This is a genomic window from Erythrobacter sp. NFXS35 (assembly GCF_040148725.1).
Taxonomy (GTDB): Bacteria; Pseudomonadota; Alphaproteobacteria; order Sphingomonadales; family Sphingomonadaceae; genus Erythrobacter.
This window is the reverse complement of record NZ_JAGDEB010000003.1, coordinates 80,123-95,636: the sequence shown is the minus strand read 5'-3', so window position 1 is coordinate 95,636 and position 15,514 is coordinate 80,123. Positions and strand designations below refer to the sequence as shown.

At 63.7% G+C, this 15,514-nt stretch carries 13 protein-coding genes; 7 read left to right on the top strand and 6 right to left on the bottom strand.

Annotated features, from left to right (window positions below; genetic code table 11):
• Positions 1-64: 64 nt before the first annotated feature.
• The 5 genes from J3454_RS12050 to J3454_RS12030 all read right to left on the bottom strand — a co-directional run bounded on the left by J3454_RS12050 (position 65) and on the right by J3454_RS12030 (position 6,253).
• Complete coding sequence (locus J3454_RS12050; protein WP_349514025.1) at positions 65-304, bottom strand: hypothetical protein; 240 nt, start codon at positions 302-304, stop codon at positions 65-67.
• 178 nt (positions 305-482) lie between these two features.
• Positions 483-1,118 carry a glutathione S-transferase family protein gene (locus J3454_RS12045; protein WP_349514024.1) on the bottom strand — a complete coding sequence of 212 codons (636 nt, stop codon included), beginning with the start codon at positions 1,116-1,118 and terminating at the stop codon, positions 483-485.
• Positions 1,119-1,278: 160 nt separating this feature from the next.
• Positions 1,279-1,965, bottom strand: a complete 687-nt coding sequence (locus J3454_RS12040; protein ID WP_349514023.1) for a hypothetical protein — start codon at positions 1,963-1,965, stop codon at positions 1,279-1,281.
• A 385-nt stretch (positions 1,966-2,350) separates the two neighbouring features.
• Entirely contained in the window at positions 2,351-3,934 is a 1,584-nt protein-coding gene (locus J3454_RS12035) for a cryptochrome/photolyase family protein (RefSeq protein WP_349514022.1), read from the bottom strand.
• 138 nt (positions 3,935-4,072) lie between these two features.
• Positions 4,073-6,253, bottom strand: a complete 2,181-nt coding sequence (locus J3454_RS12030) for a primosomal protein N' (protein WP_349514021.1) — start codon at positions 6,251-6,253, stop codon at positions 4,073-4,075.
• 55 nt (positions 6,254-6,308) lie between these two features.
• On the opposite strand from J3454_RS12030, the gene J3454_RS12025 reads away from it, so the two are divergent.
• Positions 6,309-7,007: a DUF4197 domain-containing protein gene (locus tag J3454_RS12025; RefSeq protein WP_349514020.1), complete on the top strand. Its 699-nt coding sequence runs from the start codon at positions 6,309-6,311 to the stop codon at positions 7,005-7,007.
• A gap of 6 nt (positions 7,008-7,013) precedes the next feature.
• Here the strand turns inward: J3454_RS12025 and J3454_RS12020 are convergent, their stop codons facing one another.
• Positions 7,014-7,709 carry a DUF2490 domain-containing protein gene (locus J3454_RS12020; RefSeq protein WP_349514019.1) on the bottom strand — a complete coding sequence of 232 codons (696 nt, stop codon included), beginning with the start codon at positions 7,707-7,709 and terminating at the stop codon, positions 7,014-7,016.
• Between the two features lie 39 nt (positions 7,710-7,748).
• Here J3454_RS12020 and fsa point away from each other — a divergent pair, with 39 nt between their 5' ends.
• The 6 genes from fsa to J3454_RS11990 all read left to right on the top strand — a co-directional run bounded on the left by fsa (position 7,749) and on the right by J3454_RS11990 (position 15,514).
• Positions 7,749-8,402, top strand: coding sequence for a fructose-6-phosphate aldolase (gene fsa / locus J3454_RS12015; protein WP_349514018.1), 654 nt, complete (start codon positions 7,749-7,751; stop codon positions 8,400-8,402).
• Between the two features lie 95 nt (positions 8,403-8,497).
• Complete coding sequence (gene cobT / locus J3454_RS12010) at positions 8,498-10,336, top strand: cobaltochelatase subunit CobT (RefSeq protein ID WP_349514017.1); 1,839 nt, start codon at positions 8,498-8,500, stop codon at positions 10,334-10,336.
• Positions 10,333-11,004 carry a nitroreductase gene (locus tag J3454_RS12005; RefSeq protein WP_349514016.1) on the top strand — a complete coding sequence of 224 codons (672 nt, stop codon included), beginning with the start codon at positions 10,333-10,335 and terminating at the stop codon, positions 11,002-11,004. The genes cobT and J3454_RS12005 overlap by 4 nt, the downstream gene beginning before the upstream one ends.
• Before the next feature lie 151 nt (positions 11,005-11,155).
• A complete protein-coding gene (cysS, locus tag J3454_RS12000) occupies positions 11,156-12,628 on the top strand; it encodes a cysteine--tRNA ligase (protein WP_349514015.1) in 1,473 nt (490 codons plus the stop codon).
• A 100-nt stretch (positions 12,629-12,728) separates the two neighbouring features.
• Positions 12,729-13,667 (top strand): D-2-hydroxyacid dehydrogenase, encoded by a 939-nt coding sequence (locus tag J3454_RS11995; RefSeq protein WP_349514014.1) that lies wholly within the window; start codon positions 12,729-12,731, stop codon positions 13,665-13,667.
• Between the two features lie 188 nt (positions 13,668-13,855).
• Positions 13,856-15,514: an acetolactate synthase large subunit gene (locus J3454_RS11990; protein ID WP_349514013.1), complete on the top strand. Its 1,659-nt coding sequence runs from the start codon at positions 13,856-13,858 to the stop codon at positions 15,512-15,514.

Below are 15,514 nucleotides of genomic sequence, written 5' to 3'. Positions count from 1 at the left end.
CGAAATCGGTTTCCGAACCCCAAAAGCAGGCCAGTCACTAGGCGTATTTCCGCGACCGCAATCGTTAATTGTCAGGATCACCCCCCGGTGCGAAAGGTTCGGGCGCAGGCCCGCCGGCTGGCGGGGCTTGGCCCACGCCGGTGCCGTCGCCCGGATCGTCCATCACGATCGGATCTTCCATCGTGCCGTCCCGGTCGCCCGAGGGGTTGAACGCGAGCGCGACCACCAGCACCGTCAGCACCACGATCAGCGCCACCCAGATCCATTTTGCGCGCGAATCCTGCGGTTTGGGGGGCTTGGCCATGGTGTCATCCTCTCTTGCGGTTCAGGGCGGTGTGGAGCGTGCTCCTACGCGTGTCGTTTCCAGAACCGGCAGGAAAGACAGGCTGTTCCGCGCCACAAGACCGGCTGCGCCGCTTGTGCGACGGGTCGTGGGCTGGTGGGCCGATTTCGGCTTCAAATGAGGTTGGGCCTGTACAGCTTCAATCCAGTTTCGGCGGCATCCCCGGTTCGCATTTCGCCATCGCGGCTTGGTACGCTGGCCGCTCGCCGATGCGATTGAGGTAGGCTTGCAGGTTCGGCATTCCGTCGATGCCGGTCCCGCTCATCGCGCGGCTGGTGGTGAGCTGAAAGCCCATCATGATATCCGCCGTGGTCAGCTGTGATCCTCCGAAATACTCGGCCTCGCCCAGCCGCTTTTCGACGATGGCCCAGCCTTTCTGCACCCGGTCGGCGACGAAAGCGGGCAGTTCCTTCGCGCCCATGAACTGCGCCACCAGCGCCATCATGCCGTTGGTCATGAAGGTCGCGTTGGCCCAGTGATAATAGAACAGGTGGTCGGCGTAGTCGGGGTGATCGGGGCCGGGGACCAAAGCCGTGCCGGGTGCATACTTCGCCGCGATATAATCGATGATGGCCCCGCTTTCGCCCAGTACGAAATCGCCGTCGCTGATGACCGGCGCGATGCCCATCGGGTGGAGCGCCTTGTATTCGTCGGGCGCCAGACGGTTGTCGGCGCGGCGGGTGTAGAGCTTCAGATCGTAATCCAGCCCGAGCTCCTCGGCCAGCCAGACGATGCGTTCGGATTGCGACAGGCGCAGGTGGTGGATGGTCAGCATTGGGCTCTCCCTGTTCGGCACAGGTGGACACCGACAGAGGCCATCGCGCAACCCGAAAATGCACCGGTGGTGCAAAAATCAGCCCGCAAAAAAGGGGGCGCCCCCGCCCCCTATCCGATCCCCCTGCGCGATCGGACGCTATTCGCTTTGCGCTCGGCCCTCAGGGCTCGCGGCGAAGATCGCTCAGCGCCGCGACCGCCTCGCTCAGGGCGAGAATTGCCTGATCGAGCTTGTCCTCGGCGGCGGAAGCCTGGGCGGGTTGCGGCTTTTCCGGCTCCACGTCGGTCGTCTCGAATGCGGGAAGCGCAACTTTTTCCAGTGGCTCGGGCGCGGTGTCGGGGCCGGTGCCGGGGACGTGGTAGGTCGGGATGCCGTCGACCATTTCTGGCGCTCCCTCCGCTGCGGCAGCTTGGGTCAGCATCGCGGGTTCTGGCGACGGGTCCAACTTTGCCAGCTCGTCATCGTCCGCGCCGTTCAAAGGTGTGAGGCAGGCGTCAATCGACCGGTTGGTTGCCAATTTCGATAATGTTGCCAGTTCGGCATGATCGGCGCGCGCGGCAAGGCTGATATAGGCCGCGACATCCTCGCACTGCCTTTGCGAAGGTTCGGGCATGGAGTGGTAGTTGGCCAACGCTGTTTCATAGCGGTTATAGGCGCCCGGCCCCTGCAGCGGTCCGTATCTGTCGATCATCGCGGACAGCACCTGCCGGTTGTGATCGGCAAATTCCTGGCCGCGTTCGTCGAGCAGATTGCCGTAGCTGCGCAAGGTTTGCGGATGTCGTGTTCGGCACTTCAGGGCATTGACCATCAGCATCACGCGCAGATCGTGGATCCGCGCGGATTGCATCGAAGTTTCCTCGAAGCAGGGCAACTCGGCAGCCTGCGCGGGGTTTCCCAGAGAAACGAGCGCAAGGGCGGCTGCGCCGAGACCTGCTCGGCGTGAATACGAAAGCATGTTATTAACTCCTACAGTCAGGGGGCGGGACGGTGGGAGCGCTCCATGTAGTGCTATACTACAGAATTGATATATTTGGAATAATCAATCCAAATATGACAGCTTCTATAAGCGCCCGAAATGCCGGGATTTGTGCTGAAGGCAGGTTGATCCGATCTATGAAGACGCAATCGAGGCTCGGGCTGATCGCGCTGCCCAAAGCATGGTTAGCCGCAAATCGAATCGGCCAAGTGTTCGGAACCGTATTCAATTTTTATTGTCTGTGTGACCTGATCGTTCATCCCGCGCCGGGTGGCTCATCGGGGATGGTCCGTGCCCAGCCTGCGCGTGCCGGTTCCAGCGAAGCCAGGAACGTTTCCGCACTCTCCAGATAGTCGCGCTGCTTGGCCTCGCCCATCCGGTCCCATGTGGCGAAGATGCGGCCGATGCGGTGGTTGCTTTGGAGCCCTGCGCGATTGCGGTCCAGGAAGTGCCAGTACAGCGGGTTGAACGGGCAGGCGTCCGGGCCGGTCTTGTGGCTGACCTTGTAGCGGCATTTTCCGCAGTAATCGGACATCTTGTTGATGTAATTGCCGGACGCGGCATAGGGCTTGGTCGCGAGCCTGCCGCCATCGGCGTAGAGGATCATGGCGGCGACATTGGGCAGTTCGACCCATTCATAGGCATCGGCATAGACGACGAGATACCAGTCCGCGACCTGCTTCGGGTCGATGCCCGCGATCAGGCAGAAATTGCCGAGCACCATCAGCCGCTGGATATGGTGCGCGTGGGCGTCCTCGCGCGTGGTGCGCACGCAATCGGCAAGGCAGCGCATGTCAGTGTCGCCAGTCCAGAAGAATTCGGGGAGCGGGCGGGTGGCATCGAGTTCGTTCGCCTCGACCAGCCCCGGCATGGTGTACCAGTAGAACCCCCGCACATATTCGCGCCAGCCGATGATCTGGCGGATAAACCCTTCGACAGAATTCAGCGGCGCGCGGCGTTTGCGGTAGGCGGTCTCCGCCATCTCGCACAATTCGCGCGGATCGAGCAGCCCGCAATTGAGGCTCGTCGAAAGCATCGAGTGATACAGATCGTCCTCCCCGTGAACCATCGCGTCCTGATAGGGCCCGAATTTTTCGAGGCGGCGGGCGAAGAACGCTTCGGCAGCCTCCAGAGCCTCGGTGCGGGTGACGGGCCAGCCGAAGGGTTCCAGGTCGCCGAAATGGTCGGGGAAGCGGGCGGCGACCAGCGCGATGACGTCCTGTGTAATCGCATCGGGACTGAATTTGGGGGTGGGGGGCGGATTCATCCCTTCCTTGGGCGGCTCGCGGTTTTCCGCGTCATAGTTCCAAGCACCGCCGGTTGGCTTGTCGCCTTCCATCAGCAGCCCGGTTTTGCGGCGCATGTCGCGGTAGAAATACTCCATCGTGAGATGCTTGCGGTTTTTCGCGAACCTGCGGAAATCCTCGTGGGCGGCGATGAAGCGGGTGTCGGGGCAGATCGTGACCGGGCAGGGCAGGCGGTCCGCCCATTCTTCCATGGCCTGCTGCACCCGCCACTCGCCCGCCTCGGTCACGCGCACTTCGGACGCCCCGTGGCGCTCGACCGCACGGGCGACTTCGCCGGTGAAGCTGCCGGTGTTGGCTGGGTCGTCGAGGGTCACGTAATCGACCTGCCAGCCGTCGGCGCGCAGCTCTGCGGCAAAGTGGCGCATGGCGGAGAAGATCAGCACGATCTTCTGCTTGTGGTGCTTCACATAGGTCGCCTCGTCCCACACTTCCATCATCAGTATAGTGGCTTGGCCGGGTTTGAACCCATCAAGGCTGGAGAGGTTGCGCGAAAGCTGGTCGCCAAGGATCGGAACGAGGATGGGAGCGGTCATGGGAGCCATACGTCTCGCGCCTATTTCGGTTTCGTCATTGCGAGCCGAAGGCGAAGCAATCCATGGCCGGCATCATCATTTGGCTCCAAGGTTGGTTCCTGGGTTGCCGCGGCGACTACGTCGCCTCGCAATGACGAGTTACACAAACGAATAGGGATCAATATCCACGCCCACCCGCACCCCCGGTGTGAACTGCACGCTGGCGATCCAGTCGCGCAAAACCGCTTGCAGGTTCGCGCTGCGCCGGGCGTTCACCAGAAAGCGATAGCGATAGCGCCCGCGCAGCAGCGCCAGCGGGGCAGGGGCGGGGCCGAGGATCTGGACATCGTCCAGCCGGGGCCGCGCATCGCCCAGCCGGATGGCGGCCTGCCGCGCTTCCTTCTCGTCCTCGGATGACAGGATGATTGCCGCCCAACGCCCGAATGGCGGCGCATTGGCATCGCGCCGGGCCTCGGTCTCGGCGGCGTAGAAGGCGTCGCGGTCCCCGTCTGCCAAGGCGGCGATGACCGGGGCATCGGGGTGGCGGGTCTGGATCAGCACCTCGCCCGGTTTCGCCCCGCGTCCGGCCCGGCCTGCGACCTGCGCGACCTGGCTATAGGTGCGCTCCGCCGCGCGCAGATCGCCGCCTTCAAGGCCGAGATCGGCATCGACCACGCCCACCAGCGTCAGTTCGGGAAAGTGGAACCCCTTGGTCACCAGCTGCGTGCCGATGATGATGTCGATTGCCTTGGCTTCTGCCTCGGCGATGAATTGCGCGGCGCGTTCGGGCGTGTTCAACGTGTCCGAGGTGGCGACCGCGATGCGCGCCTGCGGGAACAGGTCGCGCACCTCGTCGGCGATACGTTCCACGCCGGGGCCGCAGGCGACCAAGCAATCGCTCTCGCCGCATTCGGGGCACTTTTCCGGCACCCGCGTTTCGAACCCGCAATGGTGGCAGGCGAGCCGCGCAGACAGGCGGTGTTCGACCAGCCACGCGCTGCACGAAGGGCATTTGAAGCGATGCCCGCAATTGCGGCACAGGGTCAGCGGCGCATAGCCGCGGCGGTTGAGGAACAGCAGCGATTGTTCGCCCTTCTCCAGCCGTTCACGCAAGCCATCGACCAGCGGCCCGGCCAGCCAGCGCCCGCTGCCGGGCTTTTCATCGGTGAGGTTGACGAGCCGCACCGCAGGCAGGCTCGCCCCGCCGAATCTGCTCGGCAGATCCAGTTTCTCGTAAACCCCGATGTCGGCCATGTGCAGGCTTTCGAGCGCGGGCGTGGCGCTGGCGAGGATCACCGGCACCCCTTCGAACCGCGCGCGCATCACCGAAACGTCGCGGGCGTTGTACCGCACGCCGTCGTCCTGCTTGAAGCTGATCTCGTGGGCTTCGTCGACCACGATCAGGCCAAGATTGGCGTAAGGCAGGAACAGCGCCGAACGCGCGCCGACCACGACCTGCGCGCTTCCGTCCGCGATTGCCCGCCATGCGCGCCGTCGCTCGGTGGACTTCAAGGAGGAATGCCACAGCACCGGGGCCGCGCCGAAGCGGGCGGCAAAGCGGCTGAGGAAATTCTCGGTCAGCGCGATTTCGGGGAGCAGCACCAAAACCTGACGGCGCAGCCGGATCGCCTCTGCCACGGGCTCGAAATAGGTCTCGGTCTTGCCCGACCCCGTTACCCCGTCGAGCAGGAACGGGGCGTATTCGCGCGCCCGCACCGCATCGACCAGCCGCGCCGATACCTCGGCCTGTACCGGCGACAGGTCGGGCGGCGCATGATCGGGGTCGGCGGGGGGGTAGGGCCGGTCGATCGCGACGGTGACCGGTTCGATCAACCCCGCCCCCGCCATGCCGCGCAGCACCCCTTCGGAAACACCTGCCTGCGCGGCGAGTTCGCGCATGGTGCCCTGTTCATCGGCAAGCTTCTCCAGCGCGGTCTTGCGTTGCGCAGTGAGCCTTCCCGAGCCGTCCGCGCCGGTCAGCCGGTATTCGGTCATCGTCGCCGGGCCGCCCAGCGCTCCGCCGCTGGCCAGCGCCATGCGCGCCACGCTGGCGAGCGGCGCGCAGTAATAATCCGCCGTCCACTCGATCAGCCGCCGCAGCGGTGCGGGGAGGGGCGGCACCGGCGCCACTTCAAGGATCGGGCGCAGGCGTTCGAGCGCGATTTCGTCTCCCGGCAAGCGGCCTTCGTCCCACACGATGCCCGTCACCTTGCGCGGGCCGAGCGGGGCCACCACCACGCTGCCTGCAGGCGCGCTCACGCCTTCGGCCAGCCGGTAATCCAGCGGGCCGAGCGCGGCGTTGAGGACAAGCAGGCGTATTCGGTCCTTGGTGCGGTTCATCGTAGCGCCATATGGGCGGCGGCAGGAGGTGGGGGCAAGCACGGAGACCGCAAAAATGTCCGATACGCTCAATCTTACCCCCACCCGACGTTCGCTGCTGGCTGGCGCCGCTGGCGGAGGCGCATTGCTGCTGCTGCCCGCCTGTGCCGGTACCGGCGGCGGTTTCAGCACGGTCGAGGCCATTCGCCGCCTGCTGTTGCTGTCGTCGGAGAATGCGTTTGCCCGCCTCACCGAGCCGGGCGGGTTCTGGGATGAACAGGTGGCGCGCATCGGGCTCGATCAATTCCTCGGTGCGCGCGGCGATACCATGTCGCGCATCCTCACCTCGCAATTGTTCAAGGACCGGCTGGAGGAACGCTTCGCCACCTTCGCGATCGACGCCAGCTACCGCGCGGCACCGGTGGTGACAGATGCGGTGGAAGTGATCGGGTTCGCCAACGCAATCGAACTGGTGCGCGGCGGGCCAAGCGCCGCGAGCACCTTTCTACGGCTGGAGATGGGCACCGCCCTGCTGGACGCGATCGTGCCCGAACTGGGCGAAGCGATCCGGCTGACCGAAGATCCGCTGATCGGGCAGGCGATCGGTGCGCTGGTCGGGGTCGATCCGCGCGACGTCGCGACGCGCATCGGACGCGAGGTCGACGATGCGATCTGGGGCGAAATCGCGCGCGAGGAAGCCGCAATCCGCGCCAATCCGCAAAGCACCCGCGATCCGGTGCTGATCGGCGTGTTCGGGCTGGCGAACCGAATTTGACGCGGCTCAGAACCGGTAGGTCACCACCGCCTGCGGGATGTGATTGATCCGGTCGGGCCGGTCTCCGCGCGGGGACACCACCAGCCAGTAGATCACGCCGACATCCAGATTCTTGGCGGCGCGGTGGGTGAGGCTCGTCTGTGCGCGCCACTGGTCGGTCGAAAAGCCTTCGCCGCTTCTGCGTGACTGCAGCAGGCCGAGCCATTCCCCGCCCACCATTGCGCGCCAGCCTTCGGCGACCGGATGAATATAGTGCACCCGCTGGCGCAGGCGCAGTTCCACCTGATCCGCGCCGTCGAAGAACCGTTCCTCCAACCGACTGCGCAGTTCGAACCGTCCGGGGGTGAATACCGCCTGCTGATGCACGCGAATCTCGGTGAGGCCGCCTTCGGTTTCGAACACGCCGATGCCGCCGCCCAGCCGCGCGTCTTCGTCCACCTCGCGTTCGACAGTGACCCGGATGGTCTGCTGATCGCCGCCTGCGCGATTCGCGCGCCAGCGCTGGGTGGTGTCGAGCGTCACCGTGGTGCGGTCCGCCACCTCGCCGGTCGCGTTTGCCCCCAGCCAGAATTGCGTATCTTCTTCGGCGGCGTTTGCTTTGGACGGTTGCCAAGCCGCGCAGGTGGCGGCAAGCAGCATCGAATATCGGAGAGCGGCAGGAATCATGGCGGCCCCGTAGTGCCAGCCTGTCACATTTGCCATATCAATGTCGCATTTTCTAAAATGGATTAGGAGACTTTCGTGAAATTCTTCGTCGACACCGCCGAGATCGAACCGATCCGCGAACTCGCTGCCACCGGCCTGCTCGACGGGGTGACCACCAATCCCTCGCTCATCGCCAAGTCGGGTTTGGACTTCAAGGAAGTCACCGCCGAAATCTGCAAGCTGGTCGATGGCCCCGTCAGCGCCGAGGTGGTCGCACTCGATCACCAAACCATGATGAAAGAGGCCGAAATCCTGCGCAAAATCGCGGACAATGTCTGCATCAAGGTGCCGCTGACGGTGGATGGGCTGAAGACCTGCAAGGCGCTGACGGGTGAAGGCACGATGGTCAATGTGACGCTGTGCTTCTCCGCGAATCAGGCGCTGCTGGCAGCCAAGGCCGGGGCGAGCTTCATCTCGCCCTTCGTCGGGCGGCATGACGATAACGGCTTCGACGGGATGGACCTGATCGAAGACATCCGCCTGATCTACGACAATTACGCCTTCGCCACCGAAATCCTCGTTGCATCGGTGCGCCACACCACCCACGTCTTGCAGGCCGCCAAGATCGGCGCCGATGTCATGACCGCACCGCCCAAGGTGATCCACGACCTGTTCAAGCACGTGCTGACCGACAAGGGTATCGAAGGCTTCATGGCCGATTGGGCCAAGACGGGTCAGAGTATCATCTGATTTTTGCGAGTCCCCGCGCAGGCGGGGACCTCATGCCGCAAGTGCGCGTTTGCGGCATGAGGCTTCCGCCTTCGCGGAAGCGCACGAGGAGTTTTATGGCCGATCAATCCCCGCTCGATCTGTTCAAACAGGCGCTGACTGGCGCTTCGCGGGCGATTGCGCGCGATCCGGAGGTCGAGGTCGCGTGGAGCGCCGATGTGCCGGGCGCGGCGGGCAACCGCTTCCGCGTGCCGCTGCCCGGGCGGGATCTGCCGTCCGATCAGGTGACCGAGGCCCGCGGGTTCGCGGATTCCTTCGCGCTGAAACTGCGCCACCACGATGCCGGGCTGCACGCCAAATCCGCGCCGCCCGAACCGATCGCGCGCGCCTGCTATGACGCGATCGAACAGGTGCGTTACGAGGCTTTGGGCGCAAACCGTTTCGGCGGGATGCGGGCTAACCTCGATGCCGCAACCGAACTGCGCACGGCAGGCGACAAGATTGTGCGCGCGCAGAATTCGTCTGAAGTTCCGCTCCAGACCGCGCTCGCGCTGCTGGTGCGCGAAGCGCTGACGGGTGAGGCGGTGCCGGCCAAGGCGCAGGGCGGGATCGAGTTGGTGCGCGATTTTCTGGAGGAGAAAGTCGGCAAGGACTTCGGCGCGCTGGCCGAGAGGCTGAGCGATCAGGAGGAATTCCAGAAGCTGGCGCTCGACATGCTGCGCGAACTCGATCTGACCCGGCCCACGGACGCGCCCGACGAGAGCGACAGCGATTCGCCCGACGAGGATGACGGCGCGGACGACGAACAGACCGGCGAGGACGAAAACCAGGGCGAGGGCGATCCGCAGGCCGCCGAAATGGCAGGCGACATGGCGGAAGGCGACGGCGAGGGCGACGAATCCTCCGAGGCTGAAACCGAGGGCGAAATGTCCGAAGGCGAACCCGGTGAGGAAGGCGATGCCTCCGACGCGCCCGTCCGCCCCAACCGTCCGCAGGCCGACATCCCGCCCAGCATCGACTACAAGGCCTTCACCACCCGTTTCGACGAAGAAATCGCTGCGCCCGATCTATGCGATGCCGAGGAACTGGACCGGTTGCGTGCCTATCTCGATAGCCAGTTGACCGGCCTTCAGGGCGTGGTGACACGGCTCGCCAATCGCTTGCAACGCCGCCTTATGGCGCAGCAGAACCGCAGCTGGGATTTCGACATGGAGGAAGGCGTGCTCGATGCCGCCCGGCTGGCCCGCGTCATCATCTCGCCCGGCACCGCGCTCAGCTACAAGGTCGAACGCGATGTCGAGTTCAAGGACACCATCGTCACACTGCTGATCGACAATTCCGGCTCGATGCGTGGGCGCCCGATCAGCATCGCCGCGATCAGCGCCGACATTCTGGCGCGCACATTGGAACGCTGCGGGGTCAAGACCGAAATCCTCGGCTTCACCACCCGCGCGTGGAAGGGCGGACAGAGCCGCGAGGCATGGCTCGCCGACGGCAAGCCGCAGGGTCCGGGCCGCCTCAACGACCTGCGCCACATCATCTACAAGCAGGCCGACGAGCCGTGGCGCCGTGCGCGCCGGAATCTCGGCCTGATGATGCGCGAGGGGCTGCTGAAAGAAAATATCGACGGCGAGGCGCTGATCTGGGCGCACAGCCGTCTGCTTTACCGCCCCGAAGAACGCCGCATCCTGATGGTGATCAGCGACGGCGCGCCGGTGGACGATTCGACGCTGTCGGTGAACTCGGCGGGCTATCTCGAAGCGCACCTGCGCAGCGTGATCGAGTGGATCGAGAAGGTTTCGCCCGTCCAGCTGGTGGCTATCGGCATCGGCCACGATGTCACGCGCTATTATCGCCGCGCTGTGACGATCATGGATGTGGAACAGCTTGGCGGCACGATCATGGAGCAGCTGGCGGAACTGTTCGAGGATGAGAAGGGTACAAAAAGAAAATGAGCATCGCCACCACCGTCACCGAAGCCGTCACCACCCGCCGTTCTGTCCGGCACTTTCTCGACAAGCCGGTGGATTACGAAACCATCCGCCGCGTCATGGACAAGGCCCGCTGGTCGCCTTCGGGGTGCAATTATCAGCCGTGGCAGGCGGCCATCGTGACCGGCCAGCCGCTCGCCGATCTGCGCGCGCGGATTGCCGGCAAGCCGATGGGTGAGCTCGAATACAGCTGGGATGCGCCCGCCGCGCACCCCGAATACAAGGAGCGGCTGAACGGTATCTCCAAGGGCATGTTCGAGGCGATGGGGATCGCCCGCGACGATGGCCCGGGGCGGATGGCGGCGATGGCGCGCAACACCACCAATTTCGACGCGCCCGCGCTGCTCCTGTGCCATTTCCCGCGCTTCATGCTCGAACCGCAATGGTCGGACACCGGGATGTGGCTGCAGACGGTCGCGCTCCTGCTGCGCGAAGAGGGGCTGGACAGCTGCTTTCAGGAATTCATGGCGTTCTATGCCAATGACATCCGCGAGTTTCTCGGGCTGGATCACGACAGCACGATGTTCTTCTGCGGGATGGCGATCGGGTATCGCGACGAGAACGCCCCGGGGAATAATTTCGAGCGTGAGCGCGTCCCGCTCGACGAACAGGTCAAGTTCCTCGGGTTCTGATCCAGCATCGTCATTGCGAGGAGCGAAGCGACGCGGCAATCCAAGGCCCGACCCCGGCACTTGCAGAAACACCGGATCATGGATTGCTTCGCCTGCGGCTCGCAATGACGAGATAATTGACGCCAAGGGCTTGGCTGGCCAAAGCGCGCATATGACCGACGCGCCCCTCAAGCTGTTCAACTCGCTTACCCGCCAACTGGAGGTGTTCGAACCTGTCCACGCAGGGGAAGCACGCGTCTATACCTGCGGGCCGACGGTCTATAACTACCAGCATATCGGCAATATGCGTGCCTATGTCTTCGCCGATACGCTTGGGCGCACGCTGCAGTGGAAGGGCTACAAGCTCACCCACGTCGTCAACATCACCGATGTTGGCCACCTGACGTCCGACGCCGATGAGGGCGAGGACAAGATGGAGCGCATGGCCGCGCGCGAGGGCAAGAGCGCTTGGGATATCGCGCGGTTCTATCAGGAAGATTTCGAGCGCGATCTGGGGCGGCTGAACGTCCAGCCGAAACAGCACCCTCGCGCCACCGAATATGTCGAGGCGATGATCGACTGGGGCAAGAGCATCGCGGACAAGCACTGCTACGAATTGGAGAGCGGGCTTTATTTCGATGTCTCCACGGTTGCGGATTACGGGCGGCTGGCGCGGGCTGTGACCGAGGACGGGGAAGGCCGCATCGAAAGCGTCGAGGGCAAGCGCAACGCGGCGGACTTCGCGATCTGGCGCAAGACTCCGGCAGGCGAGACGCGGCAGATGGAGTGGGATTCGCCGTGGGGTCGTGGCGCGCCGGGGTGGCATCTCGAATGCTCGGTAATGGGCGAGGCGTTGCTGGGCTTCCCGTTCGACATCCACACCGGCGGAATCGACCACCGCGAGATTCATCACCCCAACGAGATTGCGCAGAATCAGGCGTTCTGCTGCAACGCCAAGGACGATGGCGGGCTCGATGATCCGAAGAATTCCGGCGCGAAAATCTGGATGCACAACAACTTTCTCGTCGAGCGCAGCGGCAAGATGTCGAAGTCTTCGGGCGAGTTCTTGCGGCTGCAATTGCTGGTCGACAGGGGCTATCACCCGCTGGCGTATCGGCTGATGTGCTTGCAGGCGCATTATCGGAGTGAGCTCGAGTTCTCGTGGGAGGGGCTGGGCGCAGCGCTTACACGGTTGAAGCGGATGGTGCTGGCGGTCTACCAGCTTGATGATCTGTGCCACGGCAACTGGAAGTCGGATGACCGGGTGCACCCGAAGGTCTTCGATTTGCGTGACAAGTTTGACGCAGCGATTGGCGATGATCTCAACACTCCGGTCGCGCTTACCGCGCTCGAAGAGTTGTTCGGGCTGAAGAAGGTCTCACACCATGACCGCCTCGATGCTGTGCGTGACCTCGACGCGGTGCTGGGCCTAAATCTCCTGAAGCTCACCCGCACCGACCTGCGCATCCGCCCCGTCTCCGCGACCATCACCGAAGCCGAAATCGAAGCTGCGCTCGCCCGCCGCAAGGAAGCGCGCGCCGCCAAGGACTTCGCCGCCTCGGATGCGATCCGCGACGAACTCGCCGCCTCTGGGGTCGAAGTGATGGACGGCGATCCACTGGGCTGGGAGTGGAAGCTATCCTAATTCGTCATTGCGAGGAGCACAGCGACGAAGCAATCCAGAGCGTCGCGCGATCCGCTCTGGATTGCTTCGCTACGCTCGCAATGACGACGGGAGAAAAGTCATGACCACCTTAGCCATCTCCGGCCTGATCCGCCCGATGCTCGAACCGCGTTTGCCCGATGGCCTCGACGTGCGCTGGTTCATGACCCCCGAACAGTCGATCGAGGCGGTCGCTGACGCCGAAATCGGCTGGTTCGACATGAACGATCAGGCCGCAATGGTCGAAACCCTGCGCGCGGCGAAAAAGCTGAAATGGCTCAATTCGATCTACGCCGGGCTCGATTTCCTGCCGATGGATGTGCTGATCGAACGCGGAGTTACCGTCACCAACGGCGCGGGGATCAACGCCGTCACCATCGCTGAATACGTGGTGATGGGGATGCTGAACATCGCCAAGGGTTACCGCGAGTTGATGCGCGCGCAGGACCGGCGCGAATGGATGTTCGATTCGCCGGGGAAGCGTGAATTGGCCGGATCGAAGGCGTTGCTGCTCGGTTATGGCGCGATCGGCCGGTTGATCGAGCCGCGTCTGAAGGCGTTCGACATCGATGTCAGCGTGGTCCGCCGTTCCGCCGGGGAGGGCACCTTGCGTCCCGACGAATGGCGGGCGCGGCTGGGTGAGTTCGACTGGATCATCCTCGCGGTGCCGGCCACGCCCGAAACGGAAGGCATGATCGGCGCGGCGGAGCTTGCGACGATGAAGTCCGACGCGGTGATCGTCAATATCGCGCGCGGCAGCGTGATCGATCAGCCTGCGCTGGTGGAAGCCTTGCGCTGCAAGGATATCGGCGGCGCGTTCCTCGATGTCACCACGCCCGAACCGCTCCCCGCAGACCATCCGCTTTGGACTTTCGAGAACGTGCATATCTCGATGCATCTTTCGGGCCGGGCGCAGGACAAGATGTTCATCCGCAGCGCCGATCGCTTTATCGGCAACTTGGACAAATATCTGCGCGGCGAGCCGGTCGCGCCGATATTCGATCCGCGCAAGGGCTACTGAATAGCCCCAGCGGCTTGCAGCTTGGCGCTTTTCTGCAAGACATGAGGCCTGCGACAGTCCATCACGGTGGGGTCACATCGCGCAGCTACCGCATGGAGGCGGATAGCGCGGCAAGGTGCGCCAGGGGCGCGCCCGAGGCGCGTAAAGGGAGCCAGGGGCTTCCCGCGGCAATGGGGGGAAGTGCAGAAATGAGCGATACCAAGAAAGCTTCGGACGTTTTTGTCGAGTGTCTCGAAGCGGAGGGCTGCGAGTATATTTTCGGGGTTCCGGGGGAGGAAAACCTCGATTTCCTCGATTCTCTGGGCCGCTCGAAACAGATCAAGCTGATCCTGACCCGCCACGAACAGGGCGCAGGCTTCATGGCCGCGACCTATGGCCGCCACACCGGCAAGACCGGCGTGTGCGTCGCCACGCTGGGTCCGGGGGCGACCAATTTCGTGACCTCTGCGGCCTATGCGCAACTGGGCGGGATGCCGGTGTTGATGATCACTGGGCAGAAACCGATCAAGAAATCGAAGCAGGGCCGGTTCCAGATCGTCGATATCGTCGCGCTGATGAAGCCGATCACCAAATATGCGATCCAGATCGCTGCGGGCGACAACCTGCCGAGCCGTGTGCGCGAGGCCTATCGTCTTGCCGAGGAGGAAAAGCCCGGCGCCACGCTGATCGAACTGCCCGAGGACATCGCCGAGGAACCCACCACTGACTGGAAGCCGCTGCCCAAGAGCATCGCTCGGCGTCCTTCGGCCGAGCCCAAGGCCGTGCGCGCGGCGGTTGAAGCGATTGAGAAAGCCAAGAGCCCAATCATCGTTATCGGCGCAGGCGCCAACCGCAAGAAAGCGGGCCGGATGCTCGAACAACTGGTCGAGAAGGCCGGCATCCCCTTCCTCACGACCCAGATGGGCAAGGGCGTGATCGATGAACGCCACCCCAAATTCGTCGGCTGCGCCGCGCTTTCGGCGGGCGATTTTGTCCACCGTGCGGTCGAGGCCAGCGATTGCATCATCAATGTCGGGCACGACGTGATCGAAAAGCCGCCGTTCTTCATGAAAGACAACGGCGTCACCGTGATCCACATCTCGACCAAGACTGCCGAGGTTGATCCGGTCTACTTCCCCCAGATCGAAGTGATCGGGGATATCGGTAATGCGATCTGGCAGATCAAGGAAGATGTCTCGCCCAATCGCGACTGGAATTTCGACCATATCCTGGCCTATCATCAAGCCGAACTGGAACACACCGGCAAGCTGGCCGGGGATGCGCGCTTCCCGATCTTCCCGCCGCATCTCGTCAAGCAGGTGCGCGATTGCTTGCCGCGTGATGGCATCATCTGCCTCGATAACGGGGTCTACAAGATCTGGTTCGCGCGCGGATATACCGCCTACTTGCCCAACACCGTGCTGCTCGACAACGCGCTGGCGACGATGGGGGCGGGGCTTCCGTCGGCGATGATGAGCGCGATGCTGTATCCGGAACGCAAGGTGATGGCGATCTGCGGTGACGGCGGGTTCATGATGAACAGCCAGGAGATGGAAACCGCCGTCCGGCTCGGCCTGAACCTGACCGTGCTGATCCTGCGCGACGATGCTTATGGGATGATCCGGTGGAAGCAGGCCAACATGGGCTTTGCCGATTTCGGGCTGACCTATGGTAACCCCGATTTCGTGAAATATGCCGAAAGCTATGGGGCCATCGGCCACCGGGCCGAAAGCAGCGATCACCTGCGCGAAGTGCTCGCCCATTGCCGCGACACGCCGGGGGTGCATCTGATCGATTGCCCGGTCGACTACACCGAGAACGACCAGATCCTGAACCATGATATCAAGCGGCTGAGCAAGGAATTGTAA

Coding starts and splice junctions, on each gene's coding strand:
- J3454_RS12045 (WP_349514024.1), bottom strand. CDS start 1,118: ATGCTGACCATCCACCACCTGCGCCTGTCGCAATCCGAACGCATCGTC.
- cobT (WP_349514017.1), top strand. CDS start 8,498: ATGGCCGATCAATCCCCGCTCGATCTGTTCAAACAGGCGCTGACTGGC.
- J3454_RS12030 (WP_349514021.1), bottom strand. CDS start 6,253: ATGAACCGCACCAAGGACCGAATACGCCTGCTTGTCCTCAACGCCGCG.
- J3454_RS11990 (WP_349514013.1), top strand. CDS start 13,856: ATGAGCGATACCAAGAAAGCTTCGGACGTTTTTGTCGAGTGTCTCGAA.
- J3454_RS12035 (WP_349514022.1), bottom strand. CDS start 3,934: ATGACCGCTCCCATCCTCGTTCCGATCCTTGGCGACCAGCTTTCGCGC.
- J3454_RS12040 (WP_349514023.1), bottom strand. CDS start 1,965: ATGCAATCCGCGCGGATCCACGATCTGCGCGTGATGCTGATGGTCAAT.
- cysS (WP_349514015.1), top strand. CDS start 11,156: ATGACCGACGCGCCCCTCAAGCTGTTCAACTCGCTTACCCGCCAACTG.
- J3454_RS11995 (WP_349514014.1), top strand. CDS start 12,729: ATGACCACCTTAGCCATCTCCGGCCTGATCCGCCCGATGCTCGAACCG.
- J3454_RS12020 (WP_349514019.1), bottom strand. CDS start 7,709: ATGGCAAATGTGACAGGCTGGCACTACGGGGCCGCCATGATTCCTGCC.
- J3454_RS12025 (WP_349514020.1), top strand. CDS start 6,309: ATGTCCGATACGCTCAATCTTACCCCCACCCGACGTTCGCTGCTGGCT.
- J3454_RS12005 (WP_349514016.1), top strand. CDS start 10,333: ATGAGCATCGCCACCACCGTCACCGAAGCCGTCACCACCCGCCGTTCT.
- J3454_RS12050 (WP_349514025.1), bottom strand. CDS start 304: ATGGCCAAGCCCCCCAAACCGCAGGATTCGCGCGCAAAATGGATCTGG.